Raw genomic sequence first — 16,985 nt, 5'->3', positions numbered from 1 at the left:
GCCTCCTTTCTCAAGACTTTCATTTTTTAACGCAATCTTCAAACAATAGGTTCCCGGCGTGCAGCGTCATCGCCCCGATTCCTTGCGAACGGTTGGCGGCGCACAGGTGGAGTCCACAGGAAAGGGGGGCCTCCCATCAGCGGGAAGCCCCCTTCTTTCCTGTGCAGTTGTGTTTGGGAATCTACTTCCTGACCGCTATGAAGCGCTCAAAGTGGCTGACCGTCCCCAGAGGCACCCCTGACCATTCGTAGGAAGCGACAACATTGGGGTTGTAGAGCAGTTGCTCGGGCCTCCACACAATCGGGATTGCGATGTGGAGGTCGAAGGTGATGTCTCCGGTTTCCCTCAAGCGGCGGAACACCTCTTCGGTCTCGATTACCGACCGGTGGTAGGCAATCGTTTCGTCCAGCTCCTTCAACTCGAAGCCGCTGCGCGGCGATTCACATGAACAGTGGTGGACGCGGAAGGCCTGGAGGTCGACGATGTTGCTGGTCATGTAGATGATCCGGTTGCCGAAGTCGAAACGCCGGGACGCGGCCCTGGTGATGGTGGGGTCCCGGACGTCAAGCTCGGTCTTGATGCCGATGTCGTTGAAGTACCCGGCCATCGCTTCCATGACGTCCTGCTTCTCAGGAAGTCCGCTGGAACCCGTCACGTCAACCTGCAATTGCAGGGGATTGTTGGGGCCGTAGCCGGCCTCGGCCAACAACGCCATGGCGGCCTCCGGGTTGTACCCGTATTCCTCATCGAATCTGGCGTCCCACTCAGGGTTCCAGTAGGACCTGGTGGGCACGAAGTGCGGGTTGTGGACCTCGACGCCCCTGCCGCCGAAGAAGGCCTCATTCATGGCGCCGCGATCGACGGCCTTGGCGAGGGCTTTTCGTACGCGGACGTCCAGAAGAGCATCGTCACAGTTGGCGTAGCCGCAAGGAGTTCCCTGCGCTTCGTAGTCTGCGTAGTTCTTGTCGAGGATCGGCCCCTGGAACATTCCTGACCGTTCCCGCGTGAGCACCTGCCCGGTGGCGACGCCCATGCCGGCTTCCTCCGCCTGCTGCTGCAGGTCCAGCGGAAGCACGGTCACGTGAATCTCGTCCGTCAGCAGAGAGGCCAACCGGGTTGACGCCTCATTGCTGAAACGGAACTCTATTTCCTCCCAATCGGGTTGGTAGCGCCAATGCTCGTACGGCACTCGCTCGACAATGAAGTTGACACCCTGGGCGCGCTCCACGAACTGGTACGCGCCCGTGCCCGCCGGCGGGCGCATGGTCAGGTCAGGATTGCCGCCGAGCGACGCCATGTCCTTGGAGCTGTACGGCTCACCGGAGATGACGTTCCAGGACGATGTGTTGTTCAGAATCTCCGGGTTGGTCCTCTCAATGCGGTAGACAATTTCGTAGTCGCTGATCACATCAGGGGTGACTGCGCGGTACTGCGTCCGGTGGCTGTGCGTGGAGTCGTCCGCGGTGGCGTTTTCAAGCATCGCCACCAGGTCGGCGGAAGTGAACACGCCGTTGTCGCCGTGGAACCGGATGTTCTCACGCAGCTTCCAGCGCACGGACCTGCCGTCCGGCTCAATAGTCCATGACTCGGCGAGCTGCGGCACGTGCTCGCCCGTGTCAGCGTCGGCGCCGATGAGCGATTCGTGCGTGGCCGCGAAGAACCACGGGCCGCGAGGGCTTTCATAGCGCCATGGGTTGCTTGACTCCGTCGTCGGGGCAGCCGTGGAGATGATGAGTCGTTTCGCCACGGGGTCACCCGTGGCTTCGACCGGAGCGGGATCCGTGGTGGTGGCGCCGGGCTCGGCGGTGGGCGAAACGGCGCCGGTGTCAGGTTGCGTAACGCCACCGTCACCGTCGGGGGCTGCGGCGCCTTCATCGTCGCCGCCGCACGCGGAAAAGACCAACGCAGCGGCCAGCATGCAGACGAAAAGGGTCAGAAGGGTGGGGTGGTATCGCCTATTCATGGCATCCTCCCTCAATCCGTGAACCCATGCGCATAGGGAACCGCTCCCGGCGCAACTCATTTTCACGATACCCTACACATCAACACCACAGCTGTCAAGAACTCGTCAATATTGTTACGATTATCACAATAATTCACCCTCATCCTGTGAACGAGTGTGTGATTTTCGTCACTTTATGAAAAACCAACCGGAGGGGTTTACTGTAGCCGGCAACTCAATACGGATTCGGGAGTTTCGGAGGGGTCTTCAAAGGGAATGCGCGCAAAGCGACCCAAAATGCAGGCCGAATGGGCGCTCAACTCGTTGTTTCCTCGGCGAGGGCGCCTAGTCCGGGTGATGACGGGTATCGCCTAGTGGTCGATGTAGTCCGAGGGGTGCGCGCGCGTCAGCGTGCCCGCAGCCTCCAGCTTCGCGATGACCTTTGCGCCGAGCCGATAGGCCGCGTGCAGCGGGTCGCTTTCCTGCACGAATTCGCCGCCATCGGTGTCCTCCGCCGACCAAACAACGTAGCCGTGCGGGCTGTACGTGACGCTCAACGACATCTTCCTGCGGTGGTGGGTCAGGGCCACCAGCAGCCGCTCCAGATCGATGGCGCCCTGCCATCGGCGGCCCAGGCACTTGTCGCACCGGACGGTCTTCGTGGAGTCGGCGGGGGCCATGACGTCGGCGACGTTGCCGCGGCCGTGGCAGGCGGAACACCAATCACGCATGCCGAGGAGCCACATTGCCACGTAATTGGCAAGCTCCGGCAGCTCTACTCGATCAAAATCCGGGTGGTCCATACACCCTCCCTCCCGCCGCGACAGATTTCTTCACCCGCGCCGCGCGGCAAGACTCGCTTCCACTACGGAATCACGGCAGCCCAAGCTCGTCAGCAAACTCGTTCAGGAGGCGGACGACATGCTCCGGTTGCTCCTCCGGTATGTAGTGCCCGGAACCGGGGACCACCGTGCCGCGAACATCCTCGGCGACGTTTCGCCACAAGTCCAGCGCCGGCTCGTCGTTGATGTTGCCGAGTTCGCCCCAGAGGATCTGCAGCGGCACCTTGATCCTGTGGCCCGCGGCAACCTCCTCGGTCCATCGCGGCCGGTCCACCTCAAAGGCGGTGCGGTAGTCGGACAGGATGGCCTCGACGCTGCCGGGCGTCGCAAAGGACTCGATGTAGTGGGCGACGTTCTCCGGGTCCAGCACTTCGCCTCGGCGGTGGAAGAGCTGCGTGAGGAAACCAGTCGGGTCCTGCTTGATGAGCCGCTCGGGGAGGCCGCGCTGCAGGAAGAAATACCAGTGCCAGTAGCGTCGAGCGTACCCGTCCCTGCCCTGGTCGAATACGTACTCCATCGGGAGGATGTCCAGCAGGGATGCGCCAACGAGGGCCTCCGGGTGGTCCGCCGCCAGACGCCGCGACGCGCGCCCGCCGCGATCATGGCCGGCAATGAGGAAGCGCTCCCAACCAAGGCTCCGCGCCACGGCGAGGGCATCCTCGCCCATCTTGCGCTTGTCGTAGCCTTCGGGATCGTCGGGGCGATCGGACTCGCCGTAGCCGCGCAGGTCCATGTTCACGACGTCGAAGCGTTCGGTGAGAGCGCCCGCCACAACACGCCACATGCGGCGGGTCTCGGGATAGCCGTGGAGCAGCAGGAGCGGGAAGCCGTTCCCGTCGCGCTCGTAGGCTATGCGGATGCCGTTGACGTCGGCGTACCGGGTGTCCGTGTTCATGGGGGAATCATACCGCAGCGCAAGGGGTGGGTGAAGAGTGCGAAGGGAAGTTCGCCGATGCCACTCTCGGAGGCATCACCCCATCGTGTACACTGGTATACTGGCAAGCCACCAACACCTCCACAGAGGGGGCCGGGATGATTGCGCACGTGAAAGCAAGGTACGAGAACGGTGTCCTCACACCCCTGGAACCCCTGGACTTGGAAGAGGGGGTTGAGGTGACTGTGTCGGTGGAAGAGGCGCCTCCGCAGGCGCTGCGGGAGACCCCGGCGCCCAGGCAGGGGCTAGCGGGTATCGTGGAGCGAGCGAAAGAACGACAGAGGGACATCCCTCCGGAAGAGTGGAAGGATGTCCCTCCCGACCTGGCCAAGAACCACAAGCATTACTTGTACGGCCACCCCAAGGAAGAGGACTGAGCCGGTGAGTGCCGTCTTTGCAGATACGGGCTACTGGATAGCGGTACTGCTTCCCGGGGATCATCTATATAGTCGGGTCGCAGCTATGGCAACAACATACGACGCAGCAGAAGTAGTCACAACACAGATGGTATTGACCGAAGTGCTCAACCATGTTTCGAGAATGGGTCCCCGTACAAGGCTCTCTGCTGCGGGTCTGCTCGAAGACCTTGAAAGCAACCCCAACGTCGAGATTGTCCCGCAGACGGATGCGCAGTTCGGGAGCGCTGTAGAACGGTACGCATCCCGGGGCGATCAGCGATGGAGCCTTACGGATTGCGCGAGCTTCCTTGTCATGGAGGAACGCGGCATTACTGAGGCGCTGGCCTATGATCGCGACTTCGAGCAGGCGGGTTTTACCGCCCTGCTGAGGGAAGCTCAGGGATGATGCCGCATGCCTGAACGGGTATAAACAGAGATTTCGGGTTAGCGGCCCTTCAACAGGTTCAGGGCGAACGGGCAGGCCCCTACAGCGCCAGCGGCGCAGGTAGCTCCGTGGCGCCCATGAGGTACTTGTCGACGCCGTGGGCCGCCTGCCGGCCCTCGGCCAACGCCCACACCACCAGCGATTGTCCCCGGTGCATGTCGCCCGCCGCGAATACGCCGGGGACGTTGGTCATCCGGTCGCGGTTGGTGGCGACGTTGCCGCGCCCGTCCAGCTCCACCCCAAGCTGTGTCAGCATGGTCTCCCGCTCCGGGTAGAGGAAGCCCAGCGCGAACAGCACCAACTCCGTCTCCACCTCGAACTCGGAACCGAGGACCTCCGTCATGGCGGGGCGGCCGGAGGCGTCCGGCGGGCCCCACTCGAGCCGCACGGCGTGCAGACGCTCGACCACCCCGTTGCTGCCGGAGAATGACTTGGTCTGAATGCTGTAATCGCGGATGCCGCCTTCCTCGTGCGCGGCCGACGAGCGCATGATAAGCGGCCACTGGGGCCACGGGTTGTTGGCGGCGCGCTCTTCCGGCGGCTCCGGCAGCAACTCGAACTGGTGGACCGACAGCGCGCCCTGACGGTGCGCCGTGCCGAGGCAGTCCGCGCCAGTGTCGCCGCCGCCGAGGATGACCACGCGCTTGCCGTTGGCGGTGATGAACTCTTCCTCGGAGTACTCCACGCCTGCGTTGGCGCGGTTCTGCATGCTGAGGTAGTCCATCGCGAAGTGGACGCCGTCGAGCTCGCGGCCGGGCACCGGCAGGTCCCGGGCGACCGTCGAGCCGCCCGTCAGGACGATGGCGTCGAATTCGTTCAGCAGGTCTGTCGCGAGAATGTTCACGCCGACGTTGGCGTTGGTGACGAAGGTGACGCCCTCCTCCGCCATCTGGTCAACGCGCCGCTGTACAACGTGCTTCTCCAGCTTGAAGTCCGGGATGCCCAGGCGCAGCAGCCCGCCGATGACCTCGCTGCGTTCGTAGACGGTGACCAGGTGGCCGGCATGGTTGAGCTGCGCCGCGGCCGCCATGCCCGCGGGACCGGAGCCGACGACGGCCACGCGCTTGCCGGTGCGCCTCACAGGCGGCTTTGGCGTGACCCAGCCTTCCTCCCACGCCTTGTCCGCGATCGCCTTCTCGATGTACTCGATGGTGACGGGGTCGGCATTGATTGCGAGCGTGCAGGCGGCCTCACACGGCGCGGGACAGATACGGCCAGTGAACTCCGGGAAGTTGTTGGTGGCGTGCAGCGCTTCCAGCGCCTCACGCCAACGGCCCCGGTACACCAGGTCGTTCCAGTCAGGGATCAGGTTGCCGAGGGGACAACCGTTGTGGCAGAAGGGGATGGCGCAGTTCATGCACCTGGCGCCCTGGGTGCGGCTCTGCTCCTCGGCCCACGGCAGGTAGATCTCGCGGTAGTGCTTGACCCGTTCCGTGGTTGGCTCGCGCGGGGGCCCCGCCCTATTGAACTCCGTAAACCCCGTTGGCTTACCCATGCGCCACCACGTCGGAGTGCGCACTTTGCTGCCGTTCCCGCTCCAGGACCTCCTTGTATGCCAGCGGCATGACCCGCACGAAGCGCTCGATAACCGTGTCCCATGTGTCGAGCACCATGCGCGCGCGGCTGCTGCCGGTCAGTTGCGCCTGGTTTTCGACGAGCAGCCGCACCGTCGCGAGGTCTGACTCCTCCTGCACAGGGCCAAGCTCGACCATGTCCATGTTGCAGCGGTCGGCGAAGTCGCCCTGCTCGTCGAGCACATAGGCGATGCCGCCGCTCATGCCCGCGCCGAAGTTTCGTCCGGTGGGACCGAGCACGACCACGCGCCCGCCTGTCATGTACTCGCAGCCGTGGTCGCCGACGCCCTCGACGACGGCGTTGGCGCCGCTGTTGCGCACCGCGAAGCGTTCGCCCGCGACGCCGCGGACGTAGATGTCGCCTCCCGTCGCGCCGTACAAGAGCACGTTCCCGACGATGACGTTCTCCTCCGGCGTGAACGTCGACTGCGCGGGCGGCACCGCTACGATGCGCCCGCCGCAGAGCCCCTTGCCCAGGTAGTCGTTTGAGTCGCCCTCCAGGTAGAGGGTGATACCCCGCGAGAGGAATGCGCCGAAGCTCTGCCCCGCGGAGCCCGTGAGGCGGATGGAGACGGTGTCCTGCGGCAGCCCGTCGCCGCGGTATTTCTTCGTGATTTCGCCCGCGAGCATGGCGCCGACGGCGCGGTCGCTGTTGCTGACGGGCAGGACGATCTCCACCGGCTCCTTGCGCAGAATCGCAGGCTGCGCCAGCCGGATGAACTCGTGGTCGATGGACAGCTCCAGCTTATGGTCCTGCATTTCGCACTGGTACGTTCCAGTGCCGGGGCCCATGCTCGGAATGGTCTCCGCACGATGCAGGATGGAGCTCAAGTCCAGGCCCTTCGCCTTCCAGTGCGCCTCCGCTCCGCTCCAGTCCAGCCTGTCGGTGCGCCCTATCATTTCATTGACGGTGCGGAAGCCCATCTCCGCCATGACCTGGCGCATGTCCTCCGCCATGAAGGTGAAGTAGTTGACGACGTGCTGCGGGTCGCCCGCGAAGCGCTTGCGCAGTTCCTCGTCCTGCGTGGCGATGCCGACCGAGCAGAGGTTCAGGTGGCACTTCCGCAGGTATATGCAGCCAAGCACGATGAGCGCGGCCGTCGCGACGCCATACTCGTCCGCGCCCAGAATCGCGGCGATGGCGACATCGCGGCCCGTCTTGATCTGGCCGTCCGTCTGCACGACGATGCGGCTGCGCAGGTCATTGGCGACGAGCACCTGCTGCGTCTCAGCCAGCCCCAGCTCCCACGCTACGCCCGCGTGCTTGATGGACGACTCGGGCGATGCGCCTGTGCCGCCGCTGTCGCCGCTGATAAGCACGACGTCGGCCTTGGCCTTGGCGACGCCCGCCGCCACCGTGCCCACGCCCACCTCGGCGACGAGCTTCACATGGATGCGCGCGTCCTGGTTGGCCGTCTTCAGGTCATGGATGAGCTGCGCAATGTCCTCTATGGAGTAGATGTCGTGGTGCGGAGGCGGCGAGATCAGCTCCACGCCGGGCGTGGTGTGCCGAATCCACCCGATGTACTCGCTGACCTTGTGGCCGGGCAACTGCCCGCCCTCGCCGGGCTTGGCCCCCTGCGCGATCTTGATCTGCAGGTCCTTGGCGTTGACCAGGTACTCCGTCGTAACGCCGAAGCGCCCCGATGCCACCTGCTTGATGGCGCTGTTGCGGGAATCGCCGTTGGGGTCCAGATCGTAGCGTGACGGGTCCTCGCCGCCCTCGCCGGTGTTGCTGCGCCCGCCCATGCGGTTCATGGCGATGGCCAGCGCCTCGTGCGCCTCGCGGCTGATGGAGCCGAGGGAGATTCCGCCCGTCGCAAACCGTTTCAGGATCTCCTGTACCGGCTCCACCTCATCAATGGGGATGGGGCCACCCTCGGCGGGCTTGAGCTTGAGCAGCCCGCGCAGCGTCTTGCGGTGCTCCTCTTCCTCGTTGGACATCACCGCGAACTCGTCATACATCCGGCGCGAGTTCAGGCTCGACGCGTGCTGCAGCTTGGAGATGGAGTCCGGGTTCCACATGTGCTCTTCGCCGTTGCGCCGCCAGTAGTAGACGCCGGGGTTGTCAAGGTCGAGCAAGCCGACAGGCCGGCGCTCCGGGTAGGCGCGCCGGTGCCGCCGCACGACCTCTTCCTCCAGCGACTCCAGCGTAAGGCCGCCAATGCGGGAGGACGTCCATGTGAAGTACTCGTCCACCAGCTCCTTGCTCAGGCCGATGGCCTCAAAGACCTGCGCGCCGCGGTAGCTCTGCACGGTGGAGATGCCCATCTTGGACATCACCTTGATGACGCCTTTATGCACCGCCTTGATGTAGTTGTCCCGCGCCTTCTCCGCGGAGAGGCCCCCAATGCGGCCCTCCTCCACCAGACCGGCGATGCTCTCCAATGCAAGGTACGGGTTTATGGCGCCAGCACCGTAGCCGATGAGCGACGCGTAGTGATGCGTCTCCCGCGGCTCTCCCGTCTCGAGAACGAGACCCACCTTGACGCGGGTGCCCTCGCGGATGAGGTGGTGGTGCACTGCCGAAACGGCGAGAAGGCTCGGGATGGGCGCGTAGTCCCGGTTGACGCCGCGGTCGCTCAGGATGAGGACCGTGGCCCCGTCCTCGATGTCCCGCGTCGCCTGCCGGCGCACCCGCTCGATCGCCTCATGGAGACCGCCGTCGCTGCCGTCGGCGCGGAAGATGGTGGAGATGGTCGCGGACTTCACGCCCGGCTGGTCGGCCGCGCGGATCTTCTCCAGTTCCTCGTTCGTCAGAATTGGTTCCTGGATGCGGAGCTGCCGGCAGTGAAGCGGCGTCTCCTCGAAGAGGTTCTGCTCCGAGCCGATGAACGTCACCACGGAGGTCACCAACTCCTCGCGTATGGCGTCGAGCGGCGGGGTTGTGACCTGGGCAAAGAGCTGCTTGAAGTAGTTGAACAGGGGCTGCGGTCGGTCTGAGAGGATGGCCAGCGCGGCGTCGTTCCCCATGGAGCCAACGGGCTCCTGCCCCGTCTCACCCATGGGCTGCATCAGGATGCCAAGCTCCTCCGTCGTGTAGCCGAAGGCGCGCTGCCGCTCCACCAGCGTATCGAAGTCGTTGCCGTTGATGTGGCGCGGCGTTGGCAGGCTTTCGAGGTCCACGACGTTCTCGTGCAGCCACTCGCCGTAGGGTTGCCGGGTTGCCAGCGTGTGCTTGATCTCCGCGTCCTCGATGATGCGGCCCTGGTCAAAGTCGATGTAGAACATGTTGCCGGGCTGCAGCCGGGACTTGAAGCGGACCGAGTCCGGCGGCACGTCCAGCACACCCGTCTCCGACGCCATGACCAGCAGGTCGTCGCTGGTGACGAGGTACCGCATCGGGCGCAGGCCGTTCCGGTCGAGAATCGCGCCGATGCTGTGGCCGTCGGTAAAGGCGACCATGGCAGGCCCGTCCCATGGCTCCATCAGGCAGGAGTGGTACTCGTAGAAGTCCCGCTTTTCCTGGGCCATGGGGATGTGGTCGCTCCAGGCCTCGGGGATGAGCATGAGCATGGCGTGGGGCAGCCAGCGGCCGGTGCTGCATAGCAGCTCCAGCGCGTTGTCGAGGCTTGCAGTGTCGCTCTGGTTGTCGCCGATGATGGGCTTGAGCTTCTCCATGTCATCGCCGAACAGCGGCGAATCGAAGTACGCCGAGCGGGCGTGCATGAAGTTGATGTTGCCGCGCAGCGTATTGATCTCGCCGTTGTGGCAGATCATGCGGTAGGGGTGCGCCAGAGGCCATGCGCCCAGCGTGTTGGTGCTGAAGCGCGAGTGGACCATCGCGAAGGCGCTTGCCACCTCCGGCTCCTGCATGTCCTGGTAGAACTGCGCCATCTGCGAGGCCTTCATCAACCCCTTGTAGATGATGCGGTTGCAGGAGAGGCTGCAGATGTAGAAGTTCTCGCCGTCGCCGAGCTTGCGTTCGAAGCAGGCCTGTTCGATGACGCGGCGCACCACATACAGCTTGCGCTCGAAGGCGGCGGAGTCCGGGATGCCGGCGGCGCTGCCCACGAAGAACTGCCGGATGACGGGTTGCCGCGTCCGCGCCAACCAGCCGATCTGCGTGTCGTCTACGGGCACGTCACGCCAGCCGAGGAAGCGCTGGCCCTCGGCCTCAACGGTCTCGCGGATGACGGTCTCGCACTCAGCCCGCTGGCGCGCGTCCTGCGGCAGGAAGACCATGCCGACGCCGTACTCGCCCTCCTTCGGAAGCGCGATGCCCAGCGAGTGGGCGTGGCGCTGGAAGAAGGCGTCGGGCACCTGGAACAGGATGCCTGAGCCGTCGCCGGTGTCCGGGTCGCAGCACTCGGCGCCGCGGTGCTCCAGGTTGATCAGCACCTCGATGCCCTGCTCGATGATGGTGTGCGTGCGGTTGCCGCGGATGTTGGCGACCATGCCAACGCCGCAGCTGTCGTGCTCATGGGCAGGGGAGTACAGCCCGCGCTCGGCGGCGGCTCGCTGCGCAGCTTCCAACTGCTGCAGGTAGCGGCGCCGGCGGCTGGTGATGTCCTGTTCCCTTACCATGAGGCCCCTTTCAGAAAATGGCGCGACCGATGCTTAACTCTTGGGTAAATCGTCCAGCAGTGAAGAAAACCGACGCTGCATCCGTCCCAGACCCCGAAAAACCTGTGCCTATCCGTAGAAACTGAGATTCTACACGCGCAGGAATGCGCGGTCAACGCCCCCGCGAGCGCGCCGGGCGCTTGAAGGCCTATTATTCGTGAAAAAAGGCGCGAATGCAAGAGACAGGGACTATTCCCCTTCCCACAAGGTTTGCATGGGCACGGCAAACAAGCTTTCCCCGAAGCCGACAACCGCTTCACCATCGTACAGGACGGCTCCCGCGGCAAAGCGCTCGGCGCAGGCTTCCTTGAGCCGCCGCAACCCGCGAAAATCGGACTGGGTCACTGTGGCGCCCGCCTTGACCTCCACGCCGGCAACACGACCGGCGCACTCCATGACAACGTCCACCTCATACTGGTCCTTGTCCCGGTAATGGTAGAACTCCACGGGGTCTGCGTGCCAACCGGCCTGCCGCCGCAACTCCTGGAAAACAAAGGTCTCCGCCACTTGCCCCAACAGCGTACGGTCGTCCAGCAGCGCTTGCGCGGAGACGCCCAACAAGCTGCAGACCACTCCCGTGTCGCCCACGTGCAGCTTGGGGGTCTTGACCAGGCGTTTGCCCCGATTGCTGTACCAGGGCGGCAGCCGTTCCAACAGATACGCCCGCTCCAACAGGGTGACGTAGTCTCCGATGGTCGGCCGGCTGAGCTGAAAGGGCGCGGCCAGGCTGCTGACGTTGAACAGCTGCGCCGTCTGGGTCGCCGCCAAGGCCAGGAGGCGCGGCAGGACATCCAGGCCGCGGATGCGCGAGACGTCGGCGACGTCGCGCTGCATCTGGGCCGAGATATAGTTGCGGTACCAGTTGGCCCGCCGCCGTCCGGGGGGCCTGGCGAGGGCAGGAGGGTATCCCCCGGAAACGATGAGGTCGGCCAGCTTTGGCCCCAACCGCGCCGTCCTCCGCGCTCTGGGGCCATCCGTGAACAGAGCATCGAGGAAGCTTGGGGCGGCGGGCGCGCCGGTGTGGAGTTCACTCTGGGAAAGGGGATGGAGATGGATGGTCTCCAAGCGTCCGGCCAAGGACTCCTGCACGGTGGGCACGGCCAGCACGTTTGTGGAGCCGGTCAGGAGAAAGCGGCCGGGCGTCCGCCGCCGGTCGACCTCCAGCTTCAGGGCGGTGAAGAGGCCGGGCGCCCGCTGTACCTCATCCAGCACAACGCGGTCCGGCAGACGGTCCACAAAGGCCATGGGGTCCGCCTCGGCGCCCGCGCGGACTACATCGTCGTCAAAGCTCAGGTAGCCGTATGCCGGCCCGGCAGCCGCGTCCAACCCCTGAAGGTTGGCGGGCGCGCACATCATTTGGGCCAGCGTCGTCTTCCCGCTCTGCCGGGGCCCCTGGATCAGGACGACGGGCGAGTCCTCCAGGGCCTCGGCAAGCCGGGGCGTGATGAAGCGTGGATGCAGCGCGTTCTGCGTCATCGTCCAAGTGTAACCTTTACCATCGTCCAATTGCAAGATTAGATGCCGTCCAATCGCAAGGTTCAACTCCGTCCAATCGCAAGATTGGACCCCGTCCAATCATAAGGTTCACCCCCCTCTGACCGCAAAATTTCACATGTGCGCGGGCGCCGTCGGGGCATGATTGCCACTGGCCCGGCGCGGAAGGGACGATGGGCGGCGGCGCACAGGAAGGCAGAGAACGCCGCACCGCCACCCCCAGCCGGGCCTCTTGTACAGTCCCCGGCATCCCCAAATGCTGTACCATGCACGGGCTATGCCGGAGAGTGGAGAGCGCGGGCAGCAAGCCAAGAAGGGGATCTACTACGGCTGGGTCCTGGTGGGCGTTGCCGTCATCACGGGAGGGTTCAATACCGGCGTAGGCACCTGGGCGCTCACCGTCTTCGCCAAGCCCATGACCGAAGAACTCGAGTGGTCACGCACTGCCTTCTTCGGCGCCCTGACCGTCTACACCGCAGTCGCCAGCTTCCTTTCGCCCATCGTCGGTCCCTGGCGTGACACCAAGAACGGGCCGCGGGCGCTCATGTTCGGCGGCGCCATCCTCATCGGCGTCTCGCTGATCACCCTCAAGTGGGTGGACAGTCTCTGGGAATACTACTTCTTTTATGGAGTGCTGGCCGCCATCGGCAGCCTCGGCATCGGCGAGGCCCTGACGCAGGCCATCCTCCCCAAGTGGTTCGTGCGCAAACGGGGCAGGGCCCTGGGCTTTGCGGTCATGGGCGGGCGGCTTGGGGCCGCTCTTCGCCCCGTTGACGCTGCACACCATCATGAGCGTCGTGGGTTGGCGCGACACGTGGCTCATCATGGGCATCTTCGTCATCGCCGTTCTTGTGCCGCTGTCCTTCCTGGTGCGAACGCGCCCGGAGGACATGGGCCTGTTGCCGGACGGCGAGCTCACCCCCGTCGAGGAGCCGTCGCAGCCCGCAGCGCCGGCGCGGGCCCCGGACGAGCGCAGCCTCTCCCGCAGCGAGGCCATCCGCAGCCCGGCGTTCTGGCTCATCATCCTTGCCTACGCCCTCGGCGGCCTCGGTATGCGCGGCTTCCAGGTCAACTGGATTCCGTACCTGCAGGACGTGGGCTTCAGGACGGGCGTGGGCGCCTTCGCCATAATGGTTTACGGCATCTTCTCCGTCAGCGTCCGACCCCTGTGGGGCTTGCTTGGCGAACGCTTCAACGTCAGGCTACTCATCGTCGTTCAATCATTCCTGACGGCGTCCAGCGTCCTGCTCCTCATCTACGTCGTCGGCCTGCCGATGCTGTTCGCCTTTATGATTCTCTTTGGCGTGACGATGGGCGGCTCATTCATCCTGCGGCCGTTGATCGTCGCCAACTACTTCGGCAGGAACCACCTCGGTGCCATCACGGGCCTGATGCGCCCGTTCAACGGCTTCACCGGCGCCATTGGCCCCGTCTTCGTCGCCGCCGTCTACGACCTGCACGGCTCGTACTACTGGAGCTTCGTCATGGTGATGATCGGCTTCGCGGTGACGGGCGCCGTCATCATGCTCGCCAAGCCGCCCCGGCTGCGCGGCTCCTAGGTCGAGAACGCGACGCCCTACGCCGTCGGCCGGTCACCCAGCGACAGCGGCCTTGGAGGCCGAGCCAGCAGGAACATCATACCGGCCGCGAACCACATCATCATGACAAACACAAAGGCTATCTCGTACGAGCCATTGAGGTCATAGATCCCCGCAATGATCAGCGGCCCCGCAGCGGAGGCCGTGGTGATGGCCGGACGCATGGCGCCCCGGATGGCTCCCAGGTGCGAGCGGCCGTAGTAGATGGGGTAGATGAGCCGCTGGAGAGGGACGTACCCGCCATAGGCGAATCCCATGAGCACTGCGAAGACCATGAGCAGCGTATAGTTGCCGATGTACAGGAGCAGCACCACCAGCAGTCCCGTCAGGATGTGCTGGACCATCAGCAGATGCCGCACGGAGAAAGAGTCCGCCAGGGCCCCCCAGAAGAACCTTGCCGGCAGTACGGCAATCCCAAAGACTGTGAGCGCCAGGGCCCCCGTGTTCGCGGAGAATCCAATGTCCTGGAAATACGGCAGCCAGTTGGAAATGAAACCTTGCACGCCCAGCGACGTCAGGCTGAACGTGGCAATGAGTATCCAGAATGTGCTGGTCCGAATGGCCTGACCTCGGGTGTGGTCCGCCTCCGGGGAGACGTTGCGGGCTCGCCGCGCCGACGGTTGGGGCGAGGCCCCCGTGTCGCCGTCCGGACTGAGCCCCATGTCTTCGGGCTGGGTACGGACGAGGAATGCCAGCGGAAGCAGGATCACCACGGAGACCACCCCCATCGCCACCCAGGCATCGCGCCAGCCGTAGGCCGAGATTGCCCACTGGATGGCCAGCGGAAAGACCGGGCCGAGCACTCCTCCCATGCTGGCCGCCGCGACAGCCCTGCCCCGCTGTCGAATGAACCATTTAGGGACAACGGCTTCAATGAGCACGATGCCGCTGGTCACGTTTGCGAGCGCCCCGACACCCCCAAAGAGGATGAAGTACTGCCAGACCTCGTCCACCCATCGAAGCCCAATGAGCGATACCCCAAGAATTATCGCCGAGCTGATGGTGAGGTACCTTGGGCCATTCCTGGTGTCGAAAACCGGGCCGATGAAGGGCGCTATAGCGCCGGCGGCGAGGGCGCGAATCGTCAGGCCGGCGAAGAGGGTGGTCCGGTTCCACCCGAGCTCCTCCTCCATCGGGACGACGAAGGCGCCCATGCTCCACAGGCCGGTGCCAAGGGTGAACACGCCGCCGGTGGCGGCAATCAGCACGATGATCCAGCCGTAGAAGATTCTCGGGCGTTTCAGTGGATTGCTCCTTGAAGTCGAAAGAGGACCGCTGCCGTTCGGTATAAATGTCAGCCATCAGCCGTGTCCGTGACTGTACCAGAGTTGACCCGCATACGCCTAACGGTCGCGGTACAATTTATGTAGGCATGGCGCATGAGTCGAATTCGCGGCCACTGAATACGGGAGTTAGGTAGCATGTCTAATTACAGCAGATTGGGCGACTTCATACTTGGACTACAGGGGGTTGCCATTCTCCGCAATCATTGGATTGACCCCGCAGCAGTGAGGGCTTGGACACGCAGCATCGCGGAGGTCGCCACCAGGATTGACGAAGAACCATGGTCGGAACCGTGGCACGCGGAAGAGCGCACGGTGCGAGCCCAGTATGCAGCGTGGGCCGCCGGATACGATGCGCCGGGGAATCCCATGGTGATGGCCGAGGAGCCGATCGTCCATAGCCTTCTCGCTTCCTATCCAGTGGGCATGGTACTCGATGCGGCGTGTGGAACGGGAAGACACGTTGCCTACTTGTCGTCTCTCGGTCACGAAGTCATCGGCATCGACTGCACACCCGAAATGCTTGACGTTGCGAAGGCCAAGACGCCAGCAGCCCGCTTTGAGACTGCCGACCTCTTGGCGCTTCCCCTACCGGACAACGCTGTAGACCTAGCGGTCTGCACGCTGGCGCTGACCCATTTCACCCACTTGGGACAGCCTCTTGCGGAACTAGCACGAGTAGTGCGGCCCGGCGGCCGTGTAGTCCTCTCGGATGTTCACCCGTTCATGGTAATGCTGGGTTCGCAGGCCGTGGACATGGAAGACGACACCAGCGGATTCACGCGCAACTACATCCACCTTCACTCCGACTACCTTGCCGCATTCCAGACCGCTGGGCTCGACGTCGTCCAATGTGTGGAACCGTTGTGGAGTGACGAGGAGTTAACCGCGTTCGCTGACATAGGCCGACACGTGCCAGGCCTCCTTGACGCCGCAGTCAGAGGCCTGCCCATCGTCGTCGTCTGGGAGCTGGTGAAGCGGGTATGAGACTGATCGCCGCGTCGTTTATGCCAAGTTTAGTAATATCCGATAAACTCGCTAACTTCGGTATAACTCCCTTCCCCGCCCCCTAGTCCACCACTCGGTCCGAGTCCGGCACGTAGCCGGGGCTGTTCATGACGACGTACGTCATGTGTCCCGTGAAAACGTAGGGGACACCCTTGGGGATGTAGACGACGTCGCCGCCGGTCACGCTGCCGAGCTCGCCTCCAACGTCGAAGTCCGCCTCGCCGTCGATGATGTAGTAGACGCGGTCGCTGATGTCGTTGACCACCTTCTCGTGGCGACCGTAGAGCGAGACCCACGTCAGGCTGATGCTCGGCGTGACGCTCTGGTTGATGATGCGCTTGAGGACCAGGGGCCGCTCGCCCTGCGTGTCGGTCTGAGTATCGCTGAACTTGATGTACATGGCCCGTCCTTGCTGCAAAGTGAGGGCGCCGGACTGCCTGAGCAGGTCTACAAGCCGTACGTCTCCAGCACGCCCTTCATCGCCATGTAGTACCCGTAGATGCCGAAGCCGTAGACCGAGCTCTTGCACACCGGCAGCACGACGGAGTTGCCGCCCCGCGCCGTCGGGTTCGTCATGTGCACTTCGACGGCGGGCAGGCGCACCTGCCGCATGGCCGAAACGAGGATGTTGGCGTCACGCGTCCAACCCGCGGGGTTGATGAGGATGGCGTTGGTGCCGTCGCCGTGGGCCTCGTAGATGGCGTTGGCCACCTCGCCCTCGATGTTCGAGTGGTAGCACCGCACCTCCACCTCGAGCTCTCTCCCGAATTCCGCAATCTTCTCGTCGTACTCCGGCAGCGTCATGGGCCCGAACGTCTCGACGTCCACCTTGCCCCTCATGTTCATGCCGGCGCCGTGGATAACCAGAAGCTTGGCCATACCTTCCCCCTCTATGATTTAC

13 protein-coding genes are annotated in these 16,985 nt (G+C 64.2%); 4 read left to right on the top strand and 9 right to left on the bottom strand.

The window, feature by feature from the left end; translation table 11 throughout:
• Positions 1–181: 181 nt before the first annotated feature.
• The 3 genes from OXC99_07555 to OXC99_07545 form a co-directional block, all read right to left on the bottom strand.
• Complete coding sequence (locus OXC99_07555) at positions 182–1,963, bottom strand: ABC transporter substrate-binding protein (GenBank protein ID MCY4624840.1); 1,782 nt, start codon at positions 1,961–1,963, stop codon at positions 182–184.
• A gap of 350 nt (positions 1,964–2,313) precedes the next feature.
• Positions 2,314–2,745: a hypothetical protein gene (locus OXC99_07550; GenBank protein MCY4624839.1), complete on the bottom strand. Its 432-nt coding sequence runs from the start codon at positions 2,743–2,745 to the stop codon at positions 2,314–2,316.
• Positions 2,746–2,815: 70 nt separating this feature from the next.
• Complete coding sequence (locus OXC99_07545; protein MCY4624838.1) at positions 2,816–3,679, bottom strand: alpha/beta hydrolase; 864 nt, start codon at positions 3,677–3,679, stop codon at positions 2,816–2,818.
• 137 nt (positions 3,680–3,816) lie between these two features.
• On the opposite strand from OXC99_07545, the gene OXC99_07540 reads away from it, so the two are divergent.
• The gene (locus OXC99_07540) at positions 3,817–4,095 is read left to right on the top strand and encodes an antitoxin family protein (GenBank protein MCY4624837.1); all 279 of its coding nucleotides are present in this window, start codon (positions 3,817–3,819) and stop codon (positions 4,093–4,095) included.
• A 4-nt stretch (positions 4,096–4,099) separates the two neighbouring features.
• Complete coding sequence (locus OXC99_07535) at positions 4,100–4,522, top strand: PIN domain-containing protein (protein MCY4624836.1); 423 nt, start codon at positions 4,100–4,102, stop codon at positions 4,520–4,522.
• Positions 4,523–4,601: 79 nt separating this feature from the next.
• Here OXC99_07535 and OXC99_07530 read toward each other — a convergent pair whose 3' ends face one another.
• From OXC99_07530 to OXC99_07520, 3 genes are all read right to left on the bottom strand, one after another.
• Positions 4,602–6,056, bottom strand: a complete 1,455-nt coding sequence (locus OXC99_07530) for a glutamate synthase subunit beta (protein MCY4624835.1) — start codon at positions 6,054–6,056, stop codon at positions 4,602–4,604.
• Positions 6,049–10,662, bottom strand: coding sequence for a glutamate synthase large subunit (gene gltB / locus OXC99_07525; protein ID MCY4624834.1), 4,614 nt, complete (start codon positions 10,660–10,662; stop codon positions 6,049–6,051). The genes OXC99_07530 and gltB overlap by 8 nt, the downstream gene beginning before the upstream one ends.
• Before the next feature lie 228 nt (positions 10,663–10,890).
• Positions 10,891–12,177, bottom strand: coding sequence for an ATP-binding protein (locus OXC99_07520; protein MCY4624833.1), 1,287 nt, complete (start codon positions 12,175–12,177; stop codon positions 10,891–10,893).
• A gap of 806 nt (positions 12,178–12,983) precedes the next feature.
• On the opposite strand from OXC99_07520, the gene OXC99_07515 reads away from it, so the two are divergent.
• Positions 12,984–13,754, top strand: a complete 771-nt coding sequence (locus OXC99_07515) for an MFS transporter (GenBank protein MCY4624832.1) — start codon at positions 12,984–12,986, stop codon at positions 13,752–13,754.
• A gap of 17 nt (positions 13,755–13,771) precedes the next feature.
• On the opposite strand, the gene OXC99_07510 is transcribed toward OXC99_07515, so the two are convergent.
• Positions 13,772–15,001, bottom strand: a complete 1,230-nt coding sequence (locus OXC99_07510; GenBank protein ID MCY4624831.1) for an MFS transporter — start codon at positions 14,999–15,001, stop codon at positions 13,772–13,774.
• Positions 15,002–15,214: 213 nt separating this feature from the next.
• Here OXC99_07510 and OXC99_07505 point away from each other — a divergent pair, with 213 nt between their 5' ends.
• Positions 15,215–16,063 (top strand): class I SAM-dependent methyltransferase, encoded by an 849-nt coding sequence (locus OXC99_07505; protein ID MCY4624830.1) that lies wholly within the window; start codon positions 15,215–15,217, stop codon positions 16,061–16,063.
• Positions 16,064–16,145: 82 nt separating this feature from the next.
• Here the strand turns inward: OXC99_07505 and OXC99_07500 are convergent, their stop codons facing one another.
• Positions 16,146–16,484: a hypothetical protein gene (locus tag OXC99_07500; protein ID MCY4624829.1), complete on the bottom strand. Its 339-nt coding sequence runs from the start codon at positions 16,482–16,484 to the stop codon at positions 16,146–16,148.
• 47 nt (positions 16,485–16,531) lie between these two features.
• The gene (locus OXC99_07495; GenBank protein MCY4624828.1) at positions 16,532–16,963 is read right to left on the bottom strand and encodes a type II 3-dehydroquinate dehydratase; all 432 of its coding nucleotides are present in this window, start codon (positions 16,961–16,963) and stop codon (positions 16,532–16,534) included.
• Positions 16,964–16,985: the final 22 nt, after the last annotated feature.

This window comes from Chloroflexota bacterium, assembly GCA_026713825.1.
Lineage (GTDB): Bacteria > Chloroflexota > Dehalococcoidia > Lucifugimonadales > UBA1127 > UBA1127.
The sequence above is the reverse complement of the archived record's forward strand: the minus strand, read 5'-3'. Positions and strand labels throughout refer to the sequence as shown.

What these genes read in the sequence shown, in the direction of transcription:
- OXC99_07545 (MCY4624838.1), bottom strand. Translation starts at nt 3,679, where the DNA reads ATGAACACGGACACCCGGTACGCCGACGTCAACGGCATCCGCATAGCC.
- OXC99_07530 (MCY4624835.1), bottom strand. Translation starts at nt 6,056, where the DNA reads ATGGGTAAGCCAACGGGGTTTACGGAGTTCAATAGGGCGGGGCCCCCG.
- OXC99_07495 (MCY4624828.1), bottom strand. Translation starts at nt 16,963, where the DNA reads ATGGCCAAGCTTCTGGTTATCCACGGCGCCGGCATGAACATGAGGGGC.
- gltB (MCY4624834.1), bottom strand. Translation starts at nt 10,662, where the DNA reads ATGGTAAGGGAACAGGACATCACCAGCCGCCGGCGCCGCTACCTGCAG.
- OXC99_07540 (MCY4624837.1), top strand. Translation starts at nt 3,817, where the DNA reads ATGATTGCGCACGTGAAAGCAAGGTACGAGAACGGTGTCCTCACACCC.
- OXC99_07520 (MCY4624833.1), bottom strand. Translation starts at nt 12,177, where the DNA reads ATGACGCAGAACGCGCTGCATCCACGCTTCATCACGCCCCGGCTTGCC.
- OXC99_07500 (MCY4624829.1), bottom strand. Translation starts at nt 16,484, where the DNA reads ATGTACATCAAGTTCAGCGATACTCAGACCGACACGCAGGGCGAGCGG.
- OXC99_07505 (MCY4624830.1), top strand. Translation starts at nt 15,215, where the DNA reads ATGTCTAATTACAGCAGATTGGGCGACTTCATACTTGGACTACAGGGG.
- OXC99_07555 (MCY4624840.1), bottom strand. Translation starts at nt 1,963, where the DNA reads ATGAATAGGCGATACCACCCCACCCTTCTGACCCTTTTCGTCTGCATG.
- OXC99_07515 (MCY4624832.1), top strand. Translation starts at nt 12,984, where the DNA reads ATGAGCGTCGTGGGTTGGCGCGACACGTGGCTCATCATGGGCATCTTC.
- OXC99_07550 (MCY4624839.1), bottom strand. Translation starts at nt 2,745, where the DNA reads ATGGACCACCCGGATTTTGATCGAGTAGAGCTGCCGGAGCTTGCCAAT.